General features: G+C 65.4%; 19 protein-coding genes and 1 pseudogene. 6 read left to right on the top strand and 14 right to left on the bottom strand.

Translation table 11 applies throughout. From position 1 onward, the window contains the following. The first annotated feature begins 4 nt into the window (after window positions 1-4). Both ACO1P8_RS20485 and ACO1P8_RS20480 read left to right on the top strand, forming a co-directional pair. Entirely contained in the window at window positions 5-1,231 is a 1,227-nt protein-coding gene (locus ACO1P8_RS20485) for an alpha-hydroxy acid oxidase (protein WP_486297707.1), read from the top strand. Continuing rightward, the gene (locus ACO1P8_RS20480; RefSeq protein ID WP_486297706.1) at window positions 1,228-2,916 is read left to right on the top strand and encodes a thiamine pyrophosphate-binding protein; all 1,689 of its coding nucleotides are present in this window, start codon (window positions 1,228-1,230) and stop codon (window positions 2,914-2,916) included. The genes ACO1P8_RS20485 and ACO1P8_RS20480 overlap by 4 nt, the downstream gene beginning before the upstream one ends. Before the next feature lie 16 nt (window positions 2,917-2,932). Here ACO1P8_RS20480 and ACO1P8_RS20475 read toward each other — a convergent pair whose 3' ends face one another. From ACO1P8_RS20475 to ACO1P8_RS20460, 4 genes are all read right to left on the bottom strand, one after another. Beyond that, complete coding sequence (locus ACO1P8_RS20475; RefSeq protein ID WP_486297705.1) at window positions 2,933-5,065, bottom strand: beta-galactosidase trimerization domain-containing protein; 2,133 nt, start codon at window positions 5,063-5,065, stop codon at window positions 2,933-2,935. Then, window positions 5,055-6,065, bottom strand: a complete 1,011-nt coding sequence (locus tag ACO1P8_RS20470; RefSeq protein WP_486297704.1) for an aldo/keto reductase — start codon at window positions 6,063-6,065, stop codon at window positions 5,055-5,057. Before ACO1P8_RS20470 ends, ACO1P8_RS20475 begins: the two co-directional genes overlap by 11 nt. Then, window positions 6,058-6,498, bottom strand: a complete 441-nt coding sequence (locus ACO1P8_RS20465; protein WP_486297703.1) for a GlcG/HbpS family heme-binding protein — start codon at window positions 6,496-6,498, stop codon at window positions 6,058-6,060. The genes ACO1P8_RS20470 and ACO1P8_RS20465 overlap by 8 nt, the downstream gene beginning before the upstream one ends. Before the next feature lie 81 nt (window positions 6,499-6,579). Continuing rightward, the gene (locus ACO1P8_RS20460) at window positions 6,580-7,563 is read right to left on the bottom strand and encodes a Bug family tripartite tricarboxylate transporter substrate binding protein (protein WP_486297702.1); all 984 of its coding nucleotides are present in this window, start codon (window positions 7,561-7,563) and stop codon (window positions 6,580-6,582) included. 113 nt (window positions 7,564-7,676) lie between these two features. Between ACO1P8_RS20460 and ACO1P8_RS20455 the strand changes: the two genes are divergently transcribed. Further along, window positions 7,677-8,537, top strand: a complete 861-nt coding sequence (locus ACO1P8_RS20455) for an IclR family transcriptional regulator (RefSeq protein ID WP_486297701.1) — start codon at window positions 7,677-7,679, stop codon at window positions 8,535-8,537. A gap of 226 nt (window positions 8,538-8,763) precedes the next feature. Then, window positions 8,764-9,087 (top strand): annotated as a pseudogene (locus ACO1P8_RS20450) (MAPEG family protein); the annotation flags it as partial. 514 nt (window positions 9,088-9,601) lie between these two features. On the opposite strand, the gene ACO1P8_RS20445 reads toward ACO1P8_RS20450, so the two are convergent. The 9 genes from ACO1P8_RS20445 to ACO1P8_RS20405 form a co-directional block, all read right to left on the bottom strand. After that, window positions 9,602-10,534, bottom strand: coding sequence for an IclR family transcriptional regulator (locus ACO1P8_RS20445; RefSeq protein ID WP_486297700.1), 933 nt, complete (start codon window positions 10,532-10,534; stop codon window positions 9,602-9,604). Between the two features lie 91 nt (window positions 10,535-10,625). Beyond that, window positions 10,626-11,615, bottom strand: coding sequence for an amidohydrolase family protein (locus tag ACO1P8_RS20440; RefSeq protein WP_486297699.1), 990 nt, complete (start codon window positions 11,613-11,615; stop codon window positions 10,626-10,628). A 10-nt stretch (window positions 11,616-11,625) separates the two neighbouring features. Then, complete coding sequence (locus tag ACO1P8_RS20435; protein WP_486297698.1) at window positions 11,626-13,161, bottom strand: LVIVD repeat-containing protein; 1,536 nt, start codon at window positions 13,159-13,161, stop codon at window positions 11,626-11,628. Between the two features lie 28 nt (window positions 13,162-13,189). After that, on the bottom strand, window positions 13,190-14,440 hold the full coding sequence (locus tag ACO1P8_RS20430) for an MFS transporter (protein WP_486297697.1): 1,251 nt from the start codon (window positions 14,438-14,440) through the stop codon (window positions 13,190-13,192). A 99-nt stretch (window positions 14,441-14,539) separates the two neighbouring features. Continuing rightward, a complete protein-coding gene (locus tag ACO1P8_RS20425) occupies window positions 14,540-15,766 on the bottom strand; it encodes an alpha/beta hydrolase family protein (RefSeq protein WP_486297696.1) in 1,227 nt (408 codons plus the stop codon). A gap of 255 nt (window positions 15,767-16,021) precedes the next feature. Further along, window positions 16,022-16,993, bottom strand: coding sequence for a tripartite tricarboxylate transporter substrate binding protein (locus ACO1P8_RS20420; RefSeq protein ID WP_486297695.1), 972 nt, complete (start codon window positions 16,991-16,993; stop codon window positions 16,022-16,024). Window positions 16,994-17,034: 41 nt separating this feature from the next. After that, window positions 17,035-17,958, bottom strand: coding sequence for a TauD/TfdA dioxygenase family protein (locus ACO1P8_RS20415; protein ID WP_486297694.1), 924 nt, complete (start codon window positions 17,956-17,958; stop codon window positions 17,035-17,037). Between the two features lie 154 nt (window positions 17,959-18,112). Continuing rightward, the gene (locus ACO1P8_RS20410; protein ID WP_486297693.1) at window positions 18,113-19,003 is read right to left on the bottom strand and encodes a LysR family transcriptional regulator; all 891 of its coding nucleotides are present in this window, start codon (window positions 19,001-19,003) and stop codon (window positions 18,113-18,115) included. Window positions 19,004-19,062: 59 nt separating this feature from the next. Further along, window positions 19,063-20,520, bottom strand: coding sequence for an FAD-binding oxidoreductase (locus tag ACO1P8_RS20405; RefSeq protein ID WP_486297692.1), 1,458 nt, complete (start codon window positions 20,518-20,520; stop codon window positions 19,063-19,065). 64 nt (window positions 20,521-20,584) lie between these two features. Between ACO1P8_RS20405 and ACO1P8_RS20400 the strand changes: the two genes are divergently transcribed. Continuing rightward, the gene (locus tag ACO1P8_RS20400) at window positions 20,585-21,319 is read left to right on the top strand and encodes a FadR/GntR family transcriptional regulator (RefSeq protein ID WP_486297691.1); all 735 of its coding nucleotides are present in this window, start codon (window positions 20,585-20,587) and stop codon (window positions 21,317-21,319) included. Window positions 21,320-21,366: 47 nt separating this feature from the next. Continuing rightward, the gene (locus tag ACO1P8_RS20395; RefSeq protein WP_486297690.1) at window positions 21,367-22,419 is read left to right on the top strand and encodes a LysR family transcriptional regulator; all 1,053 of its coding nucleotides are present in this window, start codon (window positions 21,367-21,369) and stop codon (window positions 22,417-22,419) included. On the opposite strand, the gene ACO1P8_RS20390 is transcribed toward ACO1P8_RS20395, so the two are convergent. Further along, entirely contained in the window at window positions 22,331-24,007 is a 1,677-nt protein-coding gene (locus tag ACO1P8_RS20390; protein WP_486297729.1) for a thiamine pyrophosphate-dependent enzyme, read from the bottom strand. The two genes, ACO1P8_RS20395 and ACO1P8_RS20390, sit on opposite strands and share 89 nt — an antisense overlap. Between the last annotated feature and the right edge of the window lie 231 nt (window positions 24,008-24,238).

Raw genomic sequence — 24,238 nt, 5'->3', positions numbered from 1 at the left:
CGCGATGCGTGCGGAGCAGGCCCTTTCCATTGCCGATCTGCAGGCGGTGGCGCGGCGGCGCTTGCCGCCGGGCATCTATGGCTATGTCCATGGCGGCAGCGAGGACCAATCGTCGCTGCGCGCCAACCGCGCCGCGTTCGCGCGCTGGCGTTTCCTGCCCCGGCCGCTGGTCGACGTCTCGGCGCGGGACCAGTCGGTGCAACTGTTCGGCGTGCGCTATGCCGCGCCGATAGGCATCAGTCCCATGGGGGTGGCCGGGCTATGCGGCTACCAGGGCGATGTCGCCATGGCGCAGGCCGCGCGGCAGGCCCAGGTACCCTACGTATTGAGCGCGGCGTCCACCACGCCGCTGGAGCGCGTGGTCCAGGCCAATCCCGATACGTGGTACCAGGCCTATTTGCCGGCGCGTCCGGAGGTCATACAGCCTTTGCTGGAGCGGGTATCGAACGCCGGCGTGCGCGTGCTGGTCGTCACGGTCGACGTGCCGATCGCCTCGACCCGCGAAAACGAATTGCGCAACGGCTTCAGCATCCCCCTGCGCCTGAGTCCGAAACTGGTCTGGGGCGGCCTGACCCGGCCGCGCTGGATGGCGGCCACGTTCGCGCGCACGCTGTGGCGGCAGGGTATCCCGCGCTTCGAGAACTTCACGGTACAGCGCGGCGGCCGCATCATCACGGCGGCCAAGGGCGACCACCGCGCGGGCCGGGCGTCCATGACCTGGGCCGAGATCGCCTGGATACGCGATCGGTGGAAGGGCAGGCTGCTGGTCAAGGGCGTGCTGCGCGCCGCCGATGCCGGGCGCGCACGCGGCATCGGCGTGGATGGCCTGTTCGTGTCCAATCACGGTGGCCGCCAGCTGGACGGCGCCGTCGCCTCGCTCGACGCCTTACCCGCCATCGCCGCGGCCGCGCCGGGCTTGGCCATTCTGCTGGACGGCGGCGTGCGCCGCGGCACCGATGTCCTGAAGGCGCTGGCCCTGGGCGCGCACGCCGCCTTCATCGGCCGCCCAGCGATGTACGGTTTGGCGGCCGGCGGGCGGGAGGGTGTGCACCATGCCTTGCGCCTGCTGTCGCGCGAGATCGATGTGGACCTGGCGTTGCTGGGCTGCCCCGACGTCGCAGGGCTGAATCACGAGTTCATCTGTCCCGCCGCCGACCTGGCGCCGGGCGCTTCACGATGGGAAGGCGTGTCCGCCCCCGAACCGTTGACCGAGGAGTTTTCCGTATCATGACCGCATCCACGCTCGCTTCCCGTACTGGCGGCCAGGTCCTGGTCGATGCGCTGCGCCTGCACGGCGTCGATACCGCCTTCTGCGTCCCCGGCGAAAGCTTCCTCGCCGCCATCGATGCCTTTCACGACGCGCGCGACGTTATCCGCCTGATCGTCTGCCGGCAGGAAGGCGGCGCGGCGCATATGGCCGAGGCGCACGGCAAACTGACCGGGCAGCCGGGCATCTGTTTCGTCACGCGCGGCCCCGGCGCCACCAACGCCAGTATCGGCGTGCACACCGCCAGGCAGGACTCCACGCCCCTGATCCTGTTCGTGGGACAAGTGGCGCGCGATTGCATGGGCCGCGAAGCCTGGCAGGAGATCGACTACCGCCACATGTTCGGCCACATCGCCAAATGGGTGGACCAGATCGACGACCCGCGCCGCATCCCGGAATACATCAGCCGGGCCTTTCACGTCGCCACATCGGGGCGGCCCGGCCCGGTGGTACTGGCGCTGCCGGAAGACATGCTGGCCGAAGCCGTGCAGGTCGACGATGCGCCGCCCTACCGCACCGCCCAGGCGGGTCCGACGCCGCAGGCCATGGCAGAACTGCGCGATCTGCTGGCCGCCGCGCAACGGCCGCTGGCGCTGCTCGGCGGCGGCGCCTGGACACGGCAGGCCAGCGAAGACGTGGCGGCGTTCGCGCACGCTCACGGACTGCCGGTCGCCTGCGCCTTCCGCCGGCAGGACCTGCTGGACAACCGGCATGACTGCTATGTGGGCGAGGCGGGGCTGGGCATGGACCCCAGGCTGGCCGACCGCATCCGCCAGGCCGATCTCATCCTGGCGATCGGACCGCGCATGGGGGAAACCACCACCAACGGCTATGCCCTGCTGGACGTGCCGCGGCCACGCCAGAAGCTCGTGCATGTGCATGCGGATCCCGAAGAGCTGGGCCGCGTGTACCAGGCGGACCTGCCCATCAACGCCGGGGTGGCGGCTTTCGCCAGGGAAGCCGCGCGCCTGGAAGCACCGGCCGTGCGCCGCTGGGCGGCATGGACGGAGTCCGCGCGCGCCGACTACCTGGACAATCTGCAACCCGGCTCCATGCCGGGCGGCATGGACCTGGGCGCCGTGGTCGCGCATTTGCGCGAGACGCTGCCGCCGGACAGCATCATCACCAACGGCGCGGGCAACTATACCTTGTGGGTCCAACGCTTTTACCAGTACCGGGGCGTACGCACGCAGCTGGCGCCCACCAGCGGCACGATGGGATACGGCCTGCCCGCCGCGGTTGCGGCCAAGCTGCGCCACCCGGAGCGCACGGTGGTCTGCTTCGCGGGCGACGGCTGCTTCCTGATGAATGGCCAGGAGCTCGCCACCGCGGCGCACTACAAGCTGAACATCATCGTCATCGTCGTGAACAACGCGATGTACGGCAGCATCCGGATGCACCAGGAGCGGCATTACCCCGGGCGGGTATGCGCCACGGACCTGACGAATCCCGATTTCGTTGCGCTGGCGCAGGCCTACGGCCTGCATGCGGAGCGCGTCGAACGCACCGGGGACTTCGCGGCCGCCTTCGACCGCGCCGCGAAGGCGGGTCGGCCCGCGTTGCTCGAACTGCCGGTCAGCCAGGATGCGCTTTCCCCGCGCACCACTATCGCGGCGCTGCGCGCCAGCGCCGCGAAGAAGGGCGGGTAATGCCGGTAACGCGCGACTATGTCTCCCAGGACAGTACCAGCGATTCGAACTCCGTCATGCGGGGTATCGTCACGCGCACGCGCTCGCCCTCCTGCAGGTAAGCGACAGGCCTGCCGGCTACCGCCAGCTCGGCGCCCACGCAGCGCGCACCGGCGGGCAGCCGTACGGCCAGCCGCAGCTCGTGCAGCGGGATGACTTCCTCGACCGCGCGGCGATTGCCGCTGCGCATCCCGCCGTGGGTGTTGAAGTTCACCAGCGTGACCACGCGGCTTCCGGGTGTGTCCATGACGGAGGTATCGATCAGCCCCGGGCCGTCGATCGTCACCAGTTCCGACCATCCGGGCGCGGCACGCAAGGCCTGCGCGATCAGGCGCATCGGGTCGCGCAGGCCGAAATGAAAGCCGATGCGGTCGGGCTCCCATGGGAAATACACCAGGCTGCCGGCGCCGATCCTGCGGCTCAGCAACAGCGGGATATCCGTGATGCCTGCCGCGGCATTGAATTCCGGCACGCTCATGCCGCTGCCGGGCCGCGCCTCCACGGGCGGCACCAGCCGCAGTACGTCGGCATCGTCCGCCAGGCCGGGTTCGAAGCGGCACACACCGCCGGCCAGGGGCAGCAGGTCGGTGTCGCCCGTCTCCGCCAGTACCGGATGATCCCGGCGGCCGATGAGCGCATAGGCGGCTTTCAGGTCGGTACGGGTTTCGCCGGTATAGCGGGCGCCCAGCAGGCCCGAGATCAGCGGTTCCGTGCGGGGATTGCCCCAGCGGTCGCAGAAGCCGGTTCGGTAGGTCGCGACGACGTGGCCGCCCCCGTCCATATAGTCCTGCAGAATCCGCGCCAGGGCCTCGTCCATGCATGCCAGATTGGGCAGCAGCACGGCCTTGTAGCGGGCAAGCGATCGCGCCGACAGGTTCTTGTCGGATAGCAGGTCGAAGGGCAGGCGGCCGTCCATCAAGGCGTTGTAGGCGCCGCGAAAGCCGTCCAGGTAGTTCAGGTCGGGTTGCGCCGCGCCGGTGTAGTCCAGGCAGGTGCGCGAATACACCAGTGCGACTTCGGCGGCGGAACGGCGATTTTGATAGACGTCGCCGCGCTCGTGGAAGAACCGGAACAGCGCGCGCATGGGCTCCAGCCCGCGCCGGTCGAAGTGTTCGGAAAAATAGCCGGTCAGGTGCAGCCACGGACGCGCGCCGTTGGCGACCATCTGCGCGGCCCACACGCGGTTCTCCGCGACCGGCGCGTGGGTGAAGCGCCACCACGGATAGAAATAGCTGATGGTGATGCCCGACCCGCGCCGATCGTCCATGCCTTGCGCGTAGCGCGCTTCCATGCCGGGCCACCATAGATTGCAGTAGCGGCGCTGCGCCTCCAGCACCACGCCGTCGGCGTGCGGGATCGTCATGTCGATGTCCCAGCCGCCCTTGCGCGTGTGGTCCCAGGATTCGATGACCTGGCTCAAGGGCAGCCAGGCGCACGCGGGGCGGACCTCGTCGATGACGGACTTCACCATGCGGTTCCAATCCGCGATGCGCGTGTAGCGCCACTCGTTGTATTGCTTCCAGACGGGATCGTTCCAGTCTTCGCGTGCGGGGAATTCCGTGCCGAAGGTCTCGCGGAACAAGGTGCGGCAGCGGTCGCAATAGCAGCGTCCGGTACTCCACGGCGAGAACTGCGCGGCATTGGCCCACAGTCCGTCCAGCGCATGGCGCTCGACGATCTCGCGCACGACGTCGATCATGAAAACCCGGAAATGGTCGCCGTTGGGGCAGGTCAGATAGAAATCGTGCAGCTTGACGGGCTGGCCGTCCGCGTCGCGCGCGAAGCGTTCCGGATACCGGGCGTAGGCCTGGGGGCTGCCCAGGCTGGGGTCGATGCGGCCGATGGCGCGGATGCCGGCGGCGTGCAGCGCGGCTATCGTTTCGCCGACCAGGTCGCGGCCATTCAGGGATGGACTGACCGGGTGGTCCGGCAAGCGCGTCGGGTAGAACGCGGTTACGCCGCCGACGCTGAAGCCCAGCGCTCCGAGCGAGAACGAGCGCGCCAGCGCGACCAGTTTGCCGGGATCCCACCGCGAGGCATCGTCCGCCCGCATGGTCGTGATCATGGCCAGGCTGTCTTTCAGCCAACGATGGTCCAGGTCAGGCGTCATGGCTATTCGTCTCCACGGGATGGGGAAAGAATTCACGGAACTTGTCGGCCTCGTAGCGGCGAAAGGCGGGCGAGGCGCGCAGCCGCATCAGCAGATCCTCGTCTTCCGATGTCCACACACCGGCCTGCAAGCTGTGGGCGTTCGTGCGCAGCTGATCGGCGTTGTCCACGCCTACGATCAACACGTCGGGACGGTGCAGGTCGACCCATTTCAACGCCATCCGCGCCAGCAGCGCCTTGTCCGGGATGCCCGCCTGGGCGCCGATCCGGAACAACGCCCCTTTGAAGAAAGCTTCGCGCGCGACGCAGCCCAGGCCGGCCGCGCGCGCCGCCGGCAATACCGTTTGCAGGGCTTGCGCGTCGCCGACGTTCAGGTCCACGTTGACGGCGTCGAACCCGCCGCTGCGCATCATGGCCAGGTACAGCCGTTCGCCGGAGAACGAATCCGCCACGGCATGGCGGATCAGGCCTTCTCGCTTCAAGGCAGCCAGATTGCCCGCCAGGGTGGCCATGTAGTCCGGGTCGTTGTCGATGGACCCGTTCAGCAGGCCCACGTTGAACAGGTCTATGCAATCGCGGCCCATCAGTTTCAGGCCGCGCTGGACTTCGGCGCGCAACAGGGCGTAGTCCAGCAGCTTGCGGTTGTTCTCGTCGTAGCCGTAGCACATGCCTTCCGGCCGGGTCTGGATGTGGATGTCGTAAGGGGGCGGCATCTCGCGCAGGTTGCGGCCCAGCGCTTCCTTTTCCGAGTCGATCGTAACGTCGAAGATGTTGATGCCCAGGTCGTAGGCGGCCGCCAGGACCTGGCGCCGCTTGGGGCCGCCATAGCCCTCGCCCACGTAGCCCGGCGAGACGGCCTGCTTCATGTTTTCGTTGAACCCGCGCGACCTGCCGTCGGGCAGGTACTCGTGGCCGCCCAGGGCCAGGCGGGAAAGCCGCAGGCCGGTTGAACCGAAAGGACGCCGCTCCAGCGGCGCGGATGTCGCGGACGTGTCAGCCAAGGTCATTCTCCACGGAAGCCAGGGCGGCGGCGCCCGCCTGGCACAGCATGGTGTCTTCCGACGCCAGGGCGCCGCTGGCGCCGATGGCGCCCACGCACAGGCCGCCGATGCGCAGGGCCACGCCGCCCTGGATGGGAAATGCCTCGGGCTGGCCCAGCACCGCCAGGCGGCCGCTGGCCAGCCGGTCGTCGAAGACGGCCGTATCGCGCCGGTAGGCGGCGGCGCTGGCGGCCTTGGCCAGGGCGACCTCGCCGCTGCCCCAGGGCACTTCGTCCATGCGTTCGAAATACAGCAGCCGTCCGCCGTCGTCGACGATGGCGACCGCTACCTTCAGCGCGTATTGGCGCGCGGTATCCAGGGCATGCTGCGCGACGCGCCTGGCGGCGTCCAGTGTCAGCACGGGCTTCATGGGTGGATGGAATGAGGGTTGCATGGGCGGCGAAAAATCATGACACGTGGGAACGAATGGGCAAAACCGGAGGCACGGCGATCCCCGCCGTGCTTCCCATAAGAGTCAGTCGATCGAGATGTGCGCGTCCTGGACGATCCTGGCGAATTTGGCGACCTCGCTGCGCACGGTGGCACTGAAGTCCGATGGCGAGCTGCCGACGGGTTCGGCGGCGAACGATGCCAGGGCGGCTTTCACGTCCGGGTATTGCAGGGACTTCACGATGGCGTGGTTCAGCCGCCGGGTGACGTCCGCCGGCAGTCCCGCGGGGCCGAACACGCCCCACCAGGAGGTGAACTCGAATCCCGGTACGCCCGCTTCGGCCAGCGTGGGCACGCCGGGCAGGGCGGACGAACGTTGCGCGGTCGTCACGGCCAGCGCGCGCAGCTTGCCGTCCTTGATGAAGCCCATGGCCGGGGGCGGGTCGCTGATCGCGACCTGGACCTGGCCGCCGAGCAATGCGGTGATGGCCGGACCGGAACCGTTGTACGGCACGTGCGTCATCCTGGTATGGGTCATCAGCTTGAACATTTCGCCAGACAGGTTGGTGCCGGTGCCGTTGCCGACGGATGCGTAATTCAATGCGCCCGGCCTGGCCTTCAGGTCCGCGACCAGTTGCGGGATGGACGTGATCGTCGAAGTGGACTGGACCAGGAATACGAAAGGGAAGGTGGCGACCTGGGAGATCGGTGTGAAGTCCTTGATCGCATCGAAGGGCATCTTGTTTTTGTACAGGGCTGGCGCGATGGTGTGCGTCACCGAACCGTAGACCAGCGTATAGCCGTCCGGTGCCGCCTTGGCGACAAAGGCCGTGCCCACCAGCGTCCCGGCGCCCGGCCGGTTCTCCACGATGACCGGCTGTCCCAGCTCCTGCCCCATATGCTGCGCCAGCGCGCGCGCCGAAATATCGGTGCCGCCGCCGGGCGCATAGGGCACGATCAAGCGGATCGGCTTGGATGGATAGGGCTCGGCCGCATGGGCGGAGGGCGATCCGAGCGATAAGGCGGTCGCCACCCCCAGGCCGAGCGTATAGAGACGCGTAAGCTTCATTGTCTTCCTCCTTGTGATCACTATGTGTATATTCATAGCGCGGCGGTCTATGCCGCCTGCCAGGAAATAATAAGTGCTGAAAACCGGACGGGCCATGAAATCGGTGAAAACCATTGAATAACAAACACTATGTGAACATGGTGGGCGCCGCCGCGCCGTCCGATGCGGCGGATCCGGCCGACGAGGCGCGCGAGCCCGTGCGCGGGGCGCAATTGGTCAGCTTCGCGGCGCGGGTCCTGCGTGCCCTGGCGGAGAACACGCGAGAGGGCGCGCGCATCGTCGACCTCGTGGCGCGCACCGCCTTGCCGCGCGCCACCGTGCATCGCTTGTTGCGCGGCCTGTGCGCGGAAGGACTGGCGATGCGGGATGGCGATGGACGGCACTATCTGGGCGGCTTGGCATTCGAGCTCGGCCTGGCCGCGGAACAGCAATTCCCCCTGCGCGAAATCGCCGCAGCCTCGATGGCGCGCATCTCCACCGAAACCGGCGATACCTGTTTTCTGATGGTGCGCAGCGGCGCCGATGCGGTATGCATCGCCCGCCATGAAGGCGGCTACCCGGTACGCGCGCTGACGATCGACGTCGGCAACCGGCGGCCGCTGGGCGCGGCGGCCGCCAGCCTGGCGCTGCTGATGCATATGCCGGCCCCGGAATGCGAGGCCTATATCGAGCGCAATGCGTCACGCATCGCCCGTTACGGCATGCTCGACGCCGACGTCGTGCGCCGCATGGTGGCGAATGCCCGCCGTTTGGGTTTCGCGCTGAATCACGACAACATCCTCCCGGAAGTCAGCGCGGTCGGCGTGGCGATCCCCACCCGGGCGGGGCGCCCCTACGCCGCCTTGAGCGTGGCGGCCTTGAGCAGCCGCGTCATGAAGGGTGACCGTTACCGGGCGATCGCGGCGCTGCTACGGCGCGAGGCCGACGACATCGCCGGCCAGCTCGGCATCGGGCGGACGAGCGCGGACTATTGACACGCGGCGGGTGCCGTGCGGCCGTCATACACTGGGCGTCGGCCGCCTCGTGCAGGGACCGCGCAACCGGGCCGGGCGCCATCGGCGCGGTCGCCGGCCCGGCGTTTGCCGGGATGCGGAACGGTGTGGTGTAGACATGAACAGGAGCCTCGTATGGATGCCTATTACAGCGTCGCCCTCGTGACGCTACTGTCCGGACTGCTTTGTTTCGGTATGGCGCTGGCCAGCGCGCGCGCATATGAAAACCGGCATCGCGCCGCCGGCGATGACCGGAGACCCGCTGTTGGATCGCACGGTGCGGACGCACGCGAACACGCTGGAATGGATGATGATCTTCCTGCCCGCCCTGTGGTTGTTCGCGATCTATTGGAGTCCGTTCTGGGCCGCCATCCTGGGCCTGGTCTGGATCGTTGGCCGCTTGATCTATTTCGCCGGCTATGTGGCGGCCGCCGAAAAGCGCTTCCCCGGCTTCGCCATCCAGGCGCTTGCCACCACGGTGCTGGTGTTGGGCGCGCTGGGGCGGATCATCTACCTGATGACGCAGCAATAGGGGATCGGACCGGCGTGCCGGCCGAATTTGCGTCTTGCCGCCGGACGCGCCCCGCGATGGCGCTCGCGTCCGCGGTACGGCAGGCGGGGCGGTCGAATACCGTCGCAAATCGGGCGCAGATGGCGGCCGCCAAATAAACCGCGGGTGTCGTGTTCCCAGGATTCGGGACGGGTCGACATGTGCCTTTGCCGCCAGGCGGGTAGCCATGTCTACATACGACAGGAACAGGGAGCGGGCGGCGCCCCCGGGCTTGCGCGCGCTTGCGCAGATAGTCGACACCCAGCAGCAATAGGACGAGATGGCTCATTTTCCCGGGCCTGACGCGCCAACGCGCGGTGCTTCGATCGGATCGCCGCAGCCGCGCAACGGGCACGGACCGGTCAAAAAAGTAAAGGCCGTGCGGGATACCGTCAAGAATAAATTCCGTGCCGGTTCCCGGAAAGTGCCGCCCATCGCGGTTGCGCGGCGTTTTACTGCGGACGGCCGTGCCTGGGCCGGAAGGGGTGCGCCAGTCCTATCGCCCGGCAGGCGTCAGTCTCGTTCGTCCCAGTCCTGGAGATAGGGATCGATCCGATGTGCCCGTCGCCAGCAGGCTCGATGACTGCGTGGCGGCGCGAGCCTCCGCGGCACGGTCGCCGGCGCGAGCGGCCTGCCCGCGAAGCGCGTGGGGCGCGGGATGGCCGCAGCGCCACAGGGTCGCCTCGATGGCTTCCACGCAATCCGCGACGTGTTTGTCGATCAGGCGCTGCCGCGCCTCGGTCATGCGGCCGCTGATGGAGGCCACGAACACGGCCGCGCTGGGCACGCCGCCGCGGTTGCGCACGGCTCTGCCGAGCGCGACGATGTCGAGCGCCGCGCTGCCCTCGTCCAGCGCGTAACCGCGCCGGCGGGTCTGGGACAGCCGTTCGCGCAATACCGCCTCCGTCAGCGTGTAGCGCCCGAGCTGGGGGGCAATGGCCCGGATCGTGGCATCCGCGTCTCGATCGTTCATCGCGGCCAGGATGGCGAGACCGGCGGCGCCGATGCCCAGCGGATGCCGGTCGCCCACGTTACGTGCCAAGGTCTGGATTTCGAAGTGCCCGGCGATCCGTTTCAGGCAGACGATCTCGAGCCCGCTGCGGCCGCTCAGGAATGCCATGTCCCCCGTCGTCCGGGCCAGCATGCGCAGCGCCGGCTCCGCGGCTTCCTCCACGTTGGTTTCCGGTAGCGCCCCGAGGCCCAGTTCGTGAAGCAGGGGGCCCAGCCTGTACCCCCTTCGGCCCGGATCGCGCGCCAGCATGCGTTCCTGCACCAGGCGCTGCAGCAGGCGATGCGCGGTGGATTTATCCAGCGAAGCCATTTCGGCGATATCGACCAGTCGCAAGTTGTGCGATTTGCTGGATGCAACCAGGCGGATCAGCTGGATGGCCCTGCCGACCGTCTGTGACGTCGATGTGGCGTTGGTCACGATTTTCTTCCTCGTCCGTCCGTGAATGGCTCGCGCGCCCTCGCCGGTATGCCATTGGACCTTCGATCCCGGCAGGGGTTCCTCGATGGACTCACCCCTCGCGAAGCAGCTTCAGCGCCGTGCGACAGCAGACGCACTGTCGCTCCGGGGCGGTGATGCGCGGGACCGCATCGACGGTAGCCCGGGGATGTTCGTCGGCCATGTCGAAGGGCGCGTCCGTGCCGATGCAGATCTGGTCGGCACCGACGAGATCGATAAGATAACGCAGCGCCTGCGGCTCGAAAACAAGGCTGTCGAAATAGATGCGTTTGAGCAATTCCTTCGGCGAGGACTTGCTCATGCCATGCGTCTCGCCGCGTACCGCATGTCCGTGCACCAGCCGTCCGATCTGGTACGGGACAAAACCGCCGCCGTGGGCGAGCACGATCTTCAGGTCCGGCAGTTCGTCCAGCCGGCCCGAAAACATAAGGTTCGCGATCATCACCGTGGTGTCGAGCGGATTACCGATCAGATTGGTGAGGTAAAAGCTTTCGAGGCCGCTCTTGGCGCCGACGTAATAGGGATGCGCGAACACGAAGACGCCCAGCTCGGAGGCGCGTCGCAGCAAAGGGCGAAAGCGTTCTTCGGATAGCTGCGCGCCCTCGATGGAAGTGCCGATTTCAACCGCCTTGAAGCCGTACTCCCGCACCGCGCGTTCCAATTCGGTCACCGCGGCATCGGGGTGTTGCATCGGGACGGTCGCCATGCCACGGAGCCGTTCCGGCTTGTCGCCGACCATGTCGGCAACGCCGTCGTTGACCAGGCTGGCGACCTCCAGCGCCAGGTTGGCATCGGCCCAGTAATAGAACATCGGCGGCGCCGGCGAGATCACGGAGATATCGACGCCCTTGCGGTCCATGGCCTCGATCTTGGCCTCTACCTTATGGAATTCATCGAACAGCGGGTAGGCGTACCCCTGGTCGTGAATGACCTTGCGCGCGGCGCCTTCCCCGGCGATCCGGGCCTGGAACCGGTCGGGGTCGGCCGCCATCGCCGCGACGATGCGGTCGGGAATGACATGGCTATGGATATCGATCAGCATAAGGATGGCCTTATCGTTCCCAGCCGGCGTTGACGTGGGGGACCGACCATGCGCTGACGGCCATGGGCTCCAGCACCGGTGTGCCCAGGAACGGCGCGGACAGGCAATAGAGACCCGCATGCGTGGATAGCCAGATCAGCTTGCGGTCCCATTCGATGAAGACGGCTTCCGACGTGCCGCGGCGCCAGCTCATGTAGTCGTCGATATCGCCGTCGCGCGGCGGAACGAAGTAGGCCACCTCTTTCGGCGCGGTCGGATCCGAAATATCGAAAACGCGCAGTCCGGCATTCAGATACGACAGGGCCACGATGTCGGGGCGGGATTGTCCCGGGGCGATCCAGTGCTGCATGACGCGCGAGCTGAACCGGCCCCGCGCCATGGCGAAATCCTTGTACGGCGCGTCCGGGTGCGGCAGCGGACGGGGGAAGAGGCCGACGATGCGCGGGTTCGCCGGGTCTTTGACGTCCACGACGTAGCTCGTGTGAAACGGCTCGCGGCAGTCGGATTCCAGTGCTTCGGGTATCGCGATAACCAGATTCTGCAACCGCGGATAGCGTTGCGGGTCCGCGGTCACGGGCACCACATGATGGTAAGGAATCCCGCCGATGGCCTCGAGCGGATGCGTCACCTTGCCATACACCTTGGGGTTGCGGATGTCGGACAGGTCGTGAACATACATGCCGAAGTGGCCCCAGCCGCCATAGCCGACCGTGCCTCCGTCCTCGACCCTGACGGGCACGATGCATGGCGTGCGGTTGCAGGTCCACGAGCATCGATCGCCGGCAAAGGGATAGGTCGCGCGATAGTAGGCTTCCTCGTCGAGCCTCTGGCCCGGCGCCCACCAGCGAGAAACCTCCTTCACATTGGCGGGATCGGACATATCGACGATCATCAGGCCGTTGCTGTAGACGCGTTCCGTGCTTTCCATGCGCAGCTGGTCGTCCCAGCCGCAGGCCAGGTAGGCGTACCGGCCGCCGTCATAGAAGGGCAGGTGCACCCCGTGGCCGGTTTTCCCGGTTTCGAATTCGTTCAGCAGCACGGGCTTCTCGGGGTTGGTGACGTCGTACGTCTTGATGCCGCGAAAGCCGGGATCGCCGATTGCCTTCTTCGCGTATTCCTCGTGATATTTGCCGCGCGGATACTGCATCGTCCCCGGGGTCAGCGGCATCTGGTGCGCGACGACGCGGATCCATTTCCGCAGCCTGGTGTTGTACACGCAGCTTTGGAACGTGGCGAGGTCCGGTTCGGGAATTACCGTCGCCCGCCTGGGATCCGTGATATCCACCCAACCGCCCTGGAAGGCGATGAGTCGGCGCTTGCCCTTCGCCCACATGCAGGAGTGCTCATCCCCGAAGATCGTCAGCTTGATCGACGGGAAAAAGTCGATGACCTCCATATTCGAGATGTACGGGTTGCGGTCGAGATAGTCCAAGGCACCGGCCGGCAGCCGTAACGGAACCGTGCCGCCTCCGGGCATGACGCCGACGATTCTTCCGGCCTCGTCCGGGGATGCCATGGAAGGCGTGTGCGCGTTGTTTCCTGCCATTGCGGGACTCCTTTGGGTGAAGGGCTGCCTAGGCTTTAAGCCTGTGAGCGTCGAGATCGACATCCGGGGTCGACAGCGCGGCTTTGCGGCGCATCGTGGTCGCGATCAGAATCAGGATCACGGAAAGTATGGCAAAGCCGGACGTCTGCACAATGCCGGCGACCGTCCAGCCCAGAAGTTCCTTCAGTTCCGCCAGCAGGTAGCCCGCGAACGCCGCGGGAATGTAGTAGCTGGCGATGAACAGGCCGGAGCCTTGCGCGGTCTTGGAGGGGCTCATCGATTCGATGATGATGGCGGACAGGTTCGAGTACAGCAGGCTAAGGACCGACACGCCGAAGACACCGGCGGCCAGGGCATGCAGGAACACCGACCGGCTCAGCTCCGTGAAGGATATCCCGCCCGCCAGCGCCACGAGCGGAAGCGCCAGGAAAAGCACCTTGTGATAGCCGAGACGATCGCCCAGCCAACCGCTGAGCGGAGCGGCGAAGCCACCGATGCCGATGGCGCTCATCACATAGGCGGCCTGCGCCGGCGTGAAGCCGAGTTCGTTGCGCAGGTAGGTCGGGTATAGGCCGGAAAAGCCGTAGACTGCAACGCCGGCGCAGATCGATGCGATGCCCAATGTGACGGACGTCGGGTTCCAGATCGTTTCGTTCCCCAGTTGCGCGCCGCCAGTGCCCGCGACGTTCGCCGCCGCTTCGTTGTCCCGGCTTTCGCTGAACCATGGCTTGATCCACAGCCAGACCAGCACCATTGCCCCCGCGCCCACCAGGCCGAAGACCACGAACGGCTTCTTCCAATCGAACGCGTTCAAGAGCGCGGCGGTGGTCGTGGGGCCCAGGAAGGCACCGATGCCGTAGGCGAACGACACCGAGCCTGTCACCAGCGCACGGTTCTTGTGGAAATAGCTGGCGCCGATGGCGATGATCGCCGTCGCCTGCATGGCTTCGCCCAGGCCGGATACGAAGCGGTAGATCAGAAGATCCGGCAGGCCCTGCGCGTAAGCGGTCAGCAGCGTTGCCACGGAAAAGACGAACAGGCCCAACAGCACGACCGATTTGCGCGAGCGGATGCTTAGCAGATGGCCGGTCGGGATCGCGGCCAGGCCCATGCCCAGCGTGAATACCGTCGAGGCGAGGCCGACTTGCGGCAACGACAGATTCATCGCGTTGCGCACTTCGATCGCCAGGACCGAGAACAAGGTCCGGTCAACGGCGTTCAGCACGTAGGACACAAGCAAAATAAGAAACATTGCCAGGGCGGTGTGGCGGTTTTGCACGATGGTTTCCCCTTGGAAGCGGAGCTTCGGCGCGGTGTCCGCGCCGTGGTGAGCCGATCGATTGTCGTGCGCCCGATGACGGGCTTCACGTCGGCGCCCTTAGATCAGTGGATTCATCCCGGTCTTGCGAAGCTCGCGCTCGTCGATGCCGAAAACGTCGGCGAGCCAGTCGATCATCAGTTCCTGCCCGATAGTCGGGTTGTCGTGCTGGCAGTGGTCCGCGCCGGTCTCATCTTCCGTCACGAAGCGCAGCGTCACATCGACACCCTTGGACTGCGCGTAATCGGCGACCTTGCGCGCCGAGGCCACACCCAGGACGTCGTGGCCGCCGTGCACGATCAGATAGGGGCACCGCATGTGATCGAGATGGCCTTCGAGCGTGAATGGGCGGGCTTTTTCCAGCGCCTCCTTCATCGAGCCGGCACCGAACACAGTCTTGATGTGATCGGCAAGGCCATGATCTTCCCCGGCGTTGGCCCACAGTTCCGATATCGACCAGATCGCGCCGTGCGAGATCGCCGCGGCCAGGCGCGGTTCGTAGCTACCGGCGCGCGCGGCGTAGTACCCGCCCAGGGAGGAGCCGCAGACGGCGATCCGGGCGGGGTCGATATCCTGGCGTGTCAGCAGGTAGTCGATGCACTTGCCGATCGGTACTTCGTAGTCCGGCCGGGTGGGGATCTTGTGGCGGCGCAGCGTGCCGCCCTGGCCGGGGCCGTCGATCATAAGAACGGAAATGCCCCGCTGCAGGGCGCCGTGCGCCTGCATGAACCACATCTCGTCCTTGATCGAGTCCAATCCGCCCATGCAGATCAGGACGGGCTGCCTGCCGTTGTCGAACGGCGCGCGCACGAAATAGGCGTACAGCGGCTTGCCGTTTTCGTAGGGAATCTGCAGTACCTCGCCGGCGGGGTTGAGGTTCTCGATGAACTTGCGCGAGCATTCCTCCATGTCGGTGAAGGCGGCGAGCCGGCGCGGGTCAGAGTAGTCGAGCCAGAATTCGGTGTGGCGATAGTAGTTGGCCGCGCGCAGCCAGCAGTTCATCGCGGTGCGGATGTGCCCCTTGCGGGCCGCCTCGTCGCCGCGGGCCTGGTTGAAATCCGCGATCCGCTTCCATTCCCGGTGCCAGCTTTCCCGGTCCCCGGGAATCATGCGGCTGGCGGCGAGGAAGCATTCGGACACCGCGCCGCCGCCCTCCTGGGTCTCGCCCAGGGCGCGGCGGAATTGATAGCTCATCCAGGGGAAAGCCGGCCAGTGATGCCAGCCGTAAGGTTGGTACATGCCATGCGTCACATCCGTGACCTGGTCGATCAGAAGCGCTTCCGCCATGTGCCGGCTCCGGGACTTGGATAGTTTGGGAGGGAGGCTGGCTTGTCCGCATGTGCATGCCTGGATGACCGTCAGCCGTTCGCCTGCTGTGAATGCATCCTAGGCGCGTGCTGAAAAGACGGTCAAACGGGATTCCGGGGTTTTCTCACATAGCAATAATTTCTGGGGAAAACCATAGGCCGGGGCGGAGGCGCCACCGGAGCGCCGCCGCCCCGGCCGTGCCGCAACCACGACTGGCGCGATGAAGGCTGGGACTCAGTTGAGCGAGATGTGGGCCTTATGGATCACATCAGCCCAGCGCGAAATCTCTTTGCGGATGTAATCGTCGGCGCTCGCCGGCGTGCCGCGCATGACCTCGCCACCCAGGTCAGATATGGCTTTCTTGAAGTCCGCAGTGGCGATAGCCGCGTTCAGACCATCGTTGAGCGTCTTGACGGTCTCCGGTTTCATCCCGGCTGGCCCCAGCAGTGCGAACCACCCCAGAACCTCATACCCGGGCAAGGTTTCCGATATGGAAGGCACATCGGGCAACAAGGGTGAACGGGTCGTACTCGTGATACCCAATGGACGCAGGGTTCCCGCCTTGATGTGCGGCACCATCAAAGCCACGTTGTCGAACATGATCGGGGTACGCCCCGCGACCAGATCCGGGAATGCCGCCGAGCTGCCTTTGTAGGGTACCTGGGCCATGTCGACCGAGGCCATGCTCTTGAACAGCTCGGCCGCCAAGTGCTGACCGGTTCCGGGGCTTGCCGTCGCATACATATATTGGCCGGGTTTGGCCTTAAGCATGGATATAAATTCCGCAATGTTCTTTGCGGGTAGGTCAGGATGCACGACCAGAACGTAAGGCGTCGATGCGACCATGCCGATCGCCGCAAAGTCGCGCTGGGTGTCAAAGGGCAGGTCCTTGTAAAGGCTGGCATTGGTTGCATGGCTGCTGGGCACCAGCAGCAGCGTGTTGCCATCCGTCGGGCTTTTCGCCACGGTCTGGGTGCCGATATTTCCGCTTGCGCCGGGCCGATTTTCGACAATCACGTTGCGCCCAAGCTGTTTGCTCATTTCGGCCGCAAGCAAGCGGGCCACGACATCTGTCGTGCCGCCCGGCGGGAATCCCACGACGATCTTGATCGGTGGCTCGCCTGCCCTTGCAAAAGCCGAAGCGCCAGCCGTCAGCCCGATGGAAAGGACCGCCTTCAACATGTCTCTACGTGTAGTTATTTTCATAAGTCCCAGATCCGGTAATTTCTGAACCAAGTGCAAGACGCCTAATCTTGCAAGGTAGACAACTGCTTCAACATTTCGTCAGAAGCCCCCTCCGGCTTGCTGACCGCCGCTTCGGGATTCTCATACCGCCCCACATAGTCGCCCATCGTCGACGTGCGGATCATGTGGCGGTATTCGCCCGGGTCGTAATCTCCAACAGCCAAATGCGTGAGGCATCGGTTGTCCCACATCACCAGGTCACCCACGCTCCATTGATGGCGATAGACGAAGCGGGGCTGCGCCGAATGGGCGCAAAGAAACTGGATGATGGGCTTGCTTTCGGCTTCCGTCAGGCCGACAAAAGTGCGGACACGATCGTTAACATACAGCGCCCTGCGCTGGGACTCGGGGTGCACGCGCACAGCCGGATGCACCACAGGGGGATTGAGCCGCTTGAATGCCTCCATGATCGCAGGATCGCGGCGACTCGAGATCAGGCTCACATCATTCACCGCCTCGATTCCATCCAGGAACTCCCGCAGTTTGGGCGAGAGCGTCTCGTAGGCCATGTACATATTGGCGAACATCGTGTCGCCACCCACCGACGGCTTTTCGACGCAGTAAACCAGCGTCGCCTTGGCGGGCCTTACGGTATAGGAAAGATCCGTGTGCCAGTTCTGGCCATTGTTGGCGCCTGCCGGAATCTTGCCCTTTATGGGCTTGTTGGACAGCAGCATGACCTCGTCATGCTCCGGATGGCGATTGAATGGCTGGGTTTCGTAGTTGTCCAGTTCACCGAAATGCCTGGTGAATTCAATCAGGGATTTCGGATCCATCGTTTGACCCGGGAACACCAGCACCTGATGCTTGATCCAGGCCGCTTTGATGGCCTCGAGATCCGCTTGCGATAACGCCTTGGACAGATCAACCCCGGCGACCTTCGCTCCCAGAGCGAATCCGACCGGTTGCACGTTGACATTCGACATCACACTTTCCCTGTTATTGGACATTCGGGGAAAGTCTAATTATGAAAAATCAGCCCAGCCAGTCTCGTCGCCGGAATTCAGCTTTGCGGTTTTGCGAAATCCCAAACACGAGCTTCTTGTTTGCGCCGCCCTCATGCCCTGGCGGAGCATCCGGTCAGTACGCCTGTTTGACCACGTTGCGCGTGGTGCTGGCGGCGAATTTAACCGCGGCGCTGATAGGTATATCCGAGCGCATGCCCAGCGCAATGCACCGATGTATCGTGGGCGAAACGATGCGCGAGGCGTGCAATCGCGGGCCGATGCAGCGTGCTGCGGCTTGACCGGTCATGATCGTATAGGCGTCGCCTTGCTCCGCAAGTTCGCACTGGACCGTCAACGAACTGGTTTCCACCACGATATTCAAGGGGATACCCTGGTTCCTGGCCTCGGCCTCCACGTCTTCCCTGAGCCCGTTGGGTCTTGCCGCCAGCACCAAGGGGAGGCCCGCCAGCGCTTGAAAATCGACACTTGCCGACGAAGTCAGCGCATCATCGCCTGGGCCGACAAGATAGGTCTCGACCTCCAGAAGACGATCCTCGCCATGAAGGTTGGCTCGGATGGACCTGAACAACACCGTGAGATCGACTTCGCCGCGCATGCGCCAATAGTCCAGCTGCGCGCTAACCCCCTCCATGATGTGCAGCGTAATGCCGGGGTGCTTTTTTTTGATCTCGCGGTAAATGCTGGCAGCCGCCGCTTGCGCAATGGAGGGCACCAGGCCGATTCGGACTTCGCCGCGCAGCATGCCGTCTTGTTCGAGGACCTCTTTTTGCAATTGGTGATAGGCACTCACTGTCGCCTTGATGCGCGGAAGCAGCCTCAGGCCCAATTCGGTTGGGGCCATGCCCCGGCCAGTACGGAAAAAAAGCGCTCCATTCCACTCGCGCTCCAGCGTGGCCAGTTGCCTGCTGATCACCGAAGGCGGCAATTGCATGGCTACTGCCGCCTTGCTCAGGCTGCCAAGATCGCAAATCCGCAGGAATAGCTCAAGCTTGTTTATGTCCAAGAAGGGTCTCCTCTTATACGTGCCGCGCGAGCATATCCGAGGCCCCCATCGATCGCGGCTCAGTTCTTAGCCAGGATTTTCCCCGGATTCAGCAGGCCGAGCGGGTCCAGTGCGTGCTTGATCCGCCGCATGGCCTCCAGCTCGGCGCCGCCGCGGCGTTGTTCCATCAGCCCCGTTTTGAGGCGACCGATGCCATGTTCGGCGGAGAAGCTGCCCCCCAGCGATTCCACGACGTCGTCCACTGCGTGCATGAGAGCATCGGCCTGCGCCAGGAAAGCGGCCCGGTCTGCCCCCTCGGGTTGTACCAGGTTGAAATGGATATTGCCGTCGCCGATATGGCCAAACGGCATGGCGCGCACGCCTGGAACCAGCGCCTCGCACACCTCGGTGGCGCGCGCAATGAAGGCGGGGATGCGGGATACCGGCACCGATACATCGTTCTTCACCGAGGCGCCGGCCAGCCGCTGCGATTCGGAGTGTTCCTCGCGCAGCTTCCAAAGGGCGCGGCTCTGTGCCACGTTCTGCGACAGTACGGCGTCCTCCACCACGCCGTCTTCCATGGCCTGCTCCAGCAATCGTTCGGCTTCTCCACGCAGATCGGCGCCAGGCCGCGACGTGCCCAGATCGATCAGCACATAGTGCCTGTAGGCGCTTTGGGCCGTGCCGAGCGGGCGCGCCGTGCCGGGAATGCGCTGCAGCACCAACTCCAGTCCAGGGGCGGACATATATTCGAAGGCTTGCACCGCGGAGGCATCGTGGCGCTGGAAACGCTGAAACAGCTCGATGACGGCCTCCACCGAAGGCAGGGCGCAGAAAGCCACTTCATATACCTGGGGACGTGGCGCGAGTTTCAGCACGGCGCCGGTAATGATGCCCAGCGTTCCCTCGCTGCCCATGAACAAATGGCGCAGGCAATAACCGGTATTGTCCTTGCGCAGGCGTCGCATGCCATTCCAGACGGTGCCGTCGGCCATGACGACTTCCAGGCCAAGGACCTGGTCGCGCGCGTTGCCATAGCGCACGGTGTTATTGCCGCCGGCGTTGGTGGAAAGCACGCCGCCGATCTGCGCGGTGCCTTCGGAGCCGATGGAAAGGGGAAACAGCGCGCCCGCATCCGTGGCCGCCTGCTGCACCGCGGCCAGGGTGACGCCCGCATCCACATCCATGGTCATGTCCACGGTGTCCACGCTGCGCACGCGGTTCATGCGGCCCAGGGTCAGTACGAACTGGTCAGCCTGTTCGGATGGCGCGGCGCCGCCCACCATGCTCGTGTTGCCTCCCTGCGGCACCACGGCCACGCCATGGGCATGGCATAGGCGCACCACGGCGGCCACCTGCCCGGTGTCGGCGGGACGCAGCACCGCCGGCGTACGGCCGGTGTAAAGACCGCGCCAATCGGTACAAAAAGGCGCGCAGTCGGCCGGTTCAGTCAGCATCCCGGCCTCGCCGAGAAGGGCGCGGAGTTCCGGCAGCAGCGTGGCGGCGCGGCCGGCGGAGGTACAGGTGGTCAAGGACATGCGGATATTCCCCTTGTGTGCGGAAATTGATAACATCATACAAATATTTTTGGCACAATGACATATGCCCAGCTCACCGGCCATTGAGAAATACCTTCCCGAAGGGCGGTCCGCAGGGCCTGCGCTCTCCGGGCCCGACCGCCTGTGCCAGGCGATTTCGAACGACATTGCCCAGGGGATATGGCCCGTGGGTAGCCGCTTGCCCCCAGAGGCTGAGCTCTGCGTGCATTACAAGGTCAGCCGTACCATGCTGCGTGAGGCGGTGGCGCGCCTTCGTGCCGATGGCGTGATCGATGCCCAGCAGGGCCGCGGCTCGTTCGTATTGCGGCAATCATTGCGCACGCCGTTCCGATTCGACGCGTCGCTGGCCAGCTCGCAGAACGGCATCGCCCAACTGGCCGAATTGCGGTTGGGCGTAGAGGGCATGGCTGCCGCGCTGGCGGCGGAGCGGCGCACGCCGGCACAGCTGGCGCGCCTGGCGGACTACCTGGCCCAGATGGGGCAAGCCATACAAAGCGGCACCAGCGGCAACGAAGCCGACCTTGCCTTTCACCAGACCATTGCCGAAGCCACGGGCAACGATCACTACCGCGCCTTCATGGCTTATCTGCGCCAGTTCTATAGCGTGGCGATCGCCACCGCCCGGGCCAATAGCGCAAGCCGGCCCAGCCTGTCGAACCAGGCGCAGGAAGAACATGCGGCCATCTACCGAGCCATTGCCGCACAGCAACCGCAAGCGGCGCAAGAGGCTGTCCTGGCGCATATCCGTAATGCGGCGCGGCGCCTTGCCGCGCCATAAACCGCAGCCCGCTCGCAGCCTCGAACCGCCTTCTAAGCAATCCTGCCATGGTAGACGCCAACACGCTTCAGTACTTCGCGGCCGTAGCCCAGAGCGGCAGCATCTCTCGCGCCGCAGGCGAGTTGGGCATGGAGCCTTCCACGCTCACTCGCCACATTGGGCGCCTGGAGGATGAGGTGGGCATACGCCTATTCCATCGAAGCGGCCGCGGCATGGCGCTGACGGACGCCGGCGCGGTATTGCTGAAGGAAGCGCACCAATTGGGCGAAGCGCTGCGGCGCGCACAAGATATCGCCGCCGATCTGGGTGGCGCCGGGCCTGCACGTATCGTTTTGGCGGTGATGCCCACTATCGCGCACATGTGTTTCGTTCCATTGGCCCGGGCGCTGCGCGCACGGTTTCCACGCATCCAGCTACAACTGCGCGAAGGTTTTGGCCACGAAATCATGAATTGGCTGCAAGGCGGTCAAATAGACGTCGCTATGTTCTATGTGCCCAGCCGAAGCCAGATTGTCGACTACGACCTTTTATTGCAAGAGCCGCTGTACTGCGTCATGCCGGCGGGGCACACCATGCCCGCTTCCCCCCTGCCCGTGGAGGCGTTCGCGGGACTGCCGCTCATCCTGCCCAGCACTGCCCACGGGCTGCGCGCCTTGGCGGAGGATTGGGCGCGCCAGGCGGGCCTGCGCTTGAACGTGGTCATGGAGTGCGATGGCTCCAATCTCAACACGCTCCGCCTGGTGCAGGCCGGATTCGGTTGCACGCTACTGCCCCTGGCCGCCGTGCATGACGAAGTAGGCCAAGGTCGGTTGCAGGCCGCGCCATTGGCGGGCAAGGGCGCGTTGCGCAGCATCGCCCTGGCCACTGCTCGCAACCGCACGCCGACCACCGGGCTTGCGCAGGTAACGGACGTGCTGCGCGCCACGGTGGCGGATCTGGTGAAAAAGGGCCGGTGGCCCGGCGTCGAATATGTGGCTACCCAAGTCGGCGGGCCGATGGGCTCTGGTGGCTTCAATCCAGCCGTTGAGCCGGCGTTAGTTGCTTCGGGTCGGTCATCAGCTCCAGCAAGGCCAGCCCCTCGTGCGCGCGCGCGCGGGTAAAAGCGGCGGCGAAGTCCTCGGTGCGCTCAACGCGCTCGGCATAGCCGCCAAAGGCGCGGGCCAAGCCCACATAGTCCGGCCCCCGCAGTCGGGTGCCGCTCACGCGGCCCGGGAAATGATTCTCCTGGTGCATGCGGATCGTGCCGTACATGCCGTTATTCACAACGATAGTCACAAACCGCCCGCCATGCTCGGCGGCGGTGGCCAGCTCCTGCGGGTACATCAGAAAGCAGCCATCGCCCGCGAAGCAAACCACCTCGCGGTCGCGATAGCGCAGTGAAGCGGCCACCGCCGCGGGCAGGCCATAGCCCATCGCGCCGCAGACCGGCGCCAGTTCGGTGCGCGATTCACGGTACTGGCGGAAACGGTGCAGCCACACGGTGTAATTGCCTGCGCCATTGGTAAGAATGGCGTCGTCGCGCAGGGTGCCATCCAAATACCTTATGACGGCGGCCATGTCCACGCCCGAGGCCTCGGCGGCGCGGGCAGGCGGCTGGATAAAGGCCTGCTGCGCGGCCCGGCCGCTGGCCGTCCAGCCATCCCAGGCTCGCTGGGCCGGCGCAGGCATTGCGGCCAAAGCCGGGGCGGCGGCGGCCACGGGGGCGGCAATGCCCACCTCCGGACGGAATACGCGGCCGATCTCGGCAGCCTCCGGGTACACGTGCAGCAGGCGTTGCTTCGGCACCGGCGCCTCGATGAGGGTGTAGTCGCCGGTGGCCGTATCGGTCAGCCGGGCGCCAAGGGCAAGGATCACGTCCGCGTCCAATATCATCTGCTTGAGCGCCGGGCTCGCGCCCAGGCCCATATGGCCCACATACTGCGGTAGCCGATTGTCGAATGCGTCCTGCCGGCGGAAGCTGCAAGCCACCGGAAGATTCCAGGCCTGGGCGAAACTGGCGAGCGCCGCCGATGCGTCGGCGTCCCATCCGCCACCGCCTGCAACCACGATGGGGCGCCGGGCGCCGGATAGCGCCTGCGCCACCTGCTGCAAGGCATCGGCCGGCGGCGAGGCAAGCGGCAGCGTCGCGGCGCGAAAGGCTGCCTTGTCGGTCAATTCGGTCAGCATGTCTTCCGGCAGCGAAATTACCACCGGGCCGGGGCGGCCCGTTACCGCAGTATGGAAGGCCCGCGCCACGATCTCGGCCATGCGCGAGGCGTCCGTGACTTCCACCGTCCATTTGGCAATCTTGCCGAACATGGCCTGGTAGTCCACCTCCTGGAAAACATCCCGGCCCACTTGGTGGCGCGCGATCTGGCCGATGAACAGCAGCATGGGGGTCGAATCCTGCTGCGCGGTGTGCACACCGTTACTGGCGTGCGTGGCGCCGGGTCCTCGCGTCACCATGCATACGCCTGGACGGCCGGTCATCTTGCCGTCGGCCTCGGCCATGTTGGATGCTCCGCCCTCGTGTTTGGTCACCACCAGGTCTATGGCCTCGCGGGCGTCGTACAAGGCATCCAGCACGGCCAGATAGCTCTCGCCCGGTACACAGAAAACGCGATCGACGCCGTGCAGGAGTAAGGCATCGACCAGAACCTGAGCGGCGGTGAAGGTGGGGGCGGAGGTGGCGGGGGCTGTTGCGTCCATTGGTGAGAGTCTCCGTCGATTGCTGAATCGGAGCAGTCTAGACACTGTTCTCCGCGGGCGCACCGCAATCCTTGCATAGCAGGCTTGCAGATGCGCGGTGGATGGAATGGCAATCGGGAGGTCGGATGCGGAATCCGGGCCATCCAATTTCCGGACGGAAGCGTGGACCGAAAAGTGTGGCCGGCGGGGGATTCAGGAGACGTCAGCGAAATGAAGAAAGGGGCGAATCTT

This window comes from Bordetella sp., assembly GCF_057362025.1.
Note: the sequence above shows the minus strand (reverse complement) of the source record. Positions and strands in the feature narration are given on the sequence as shown.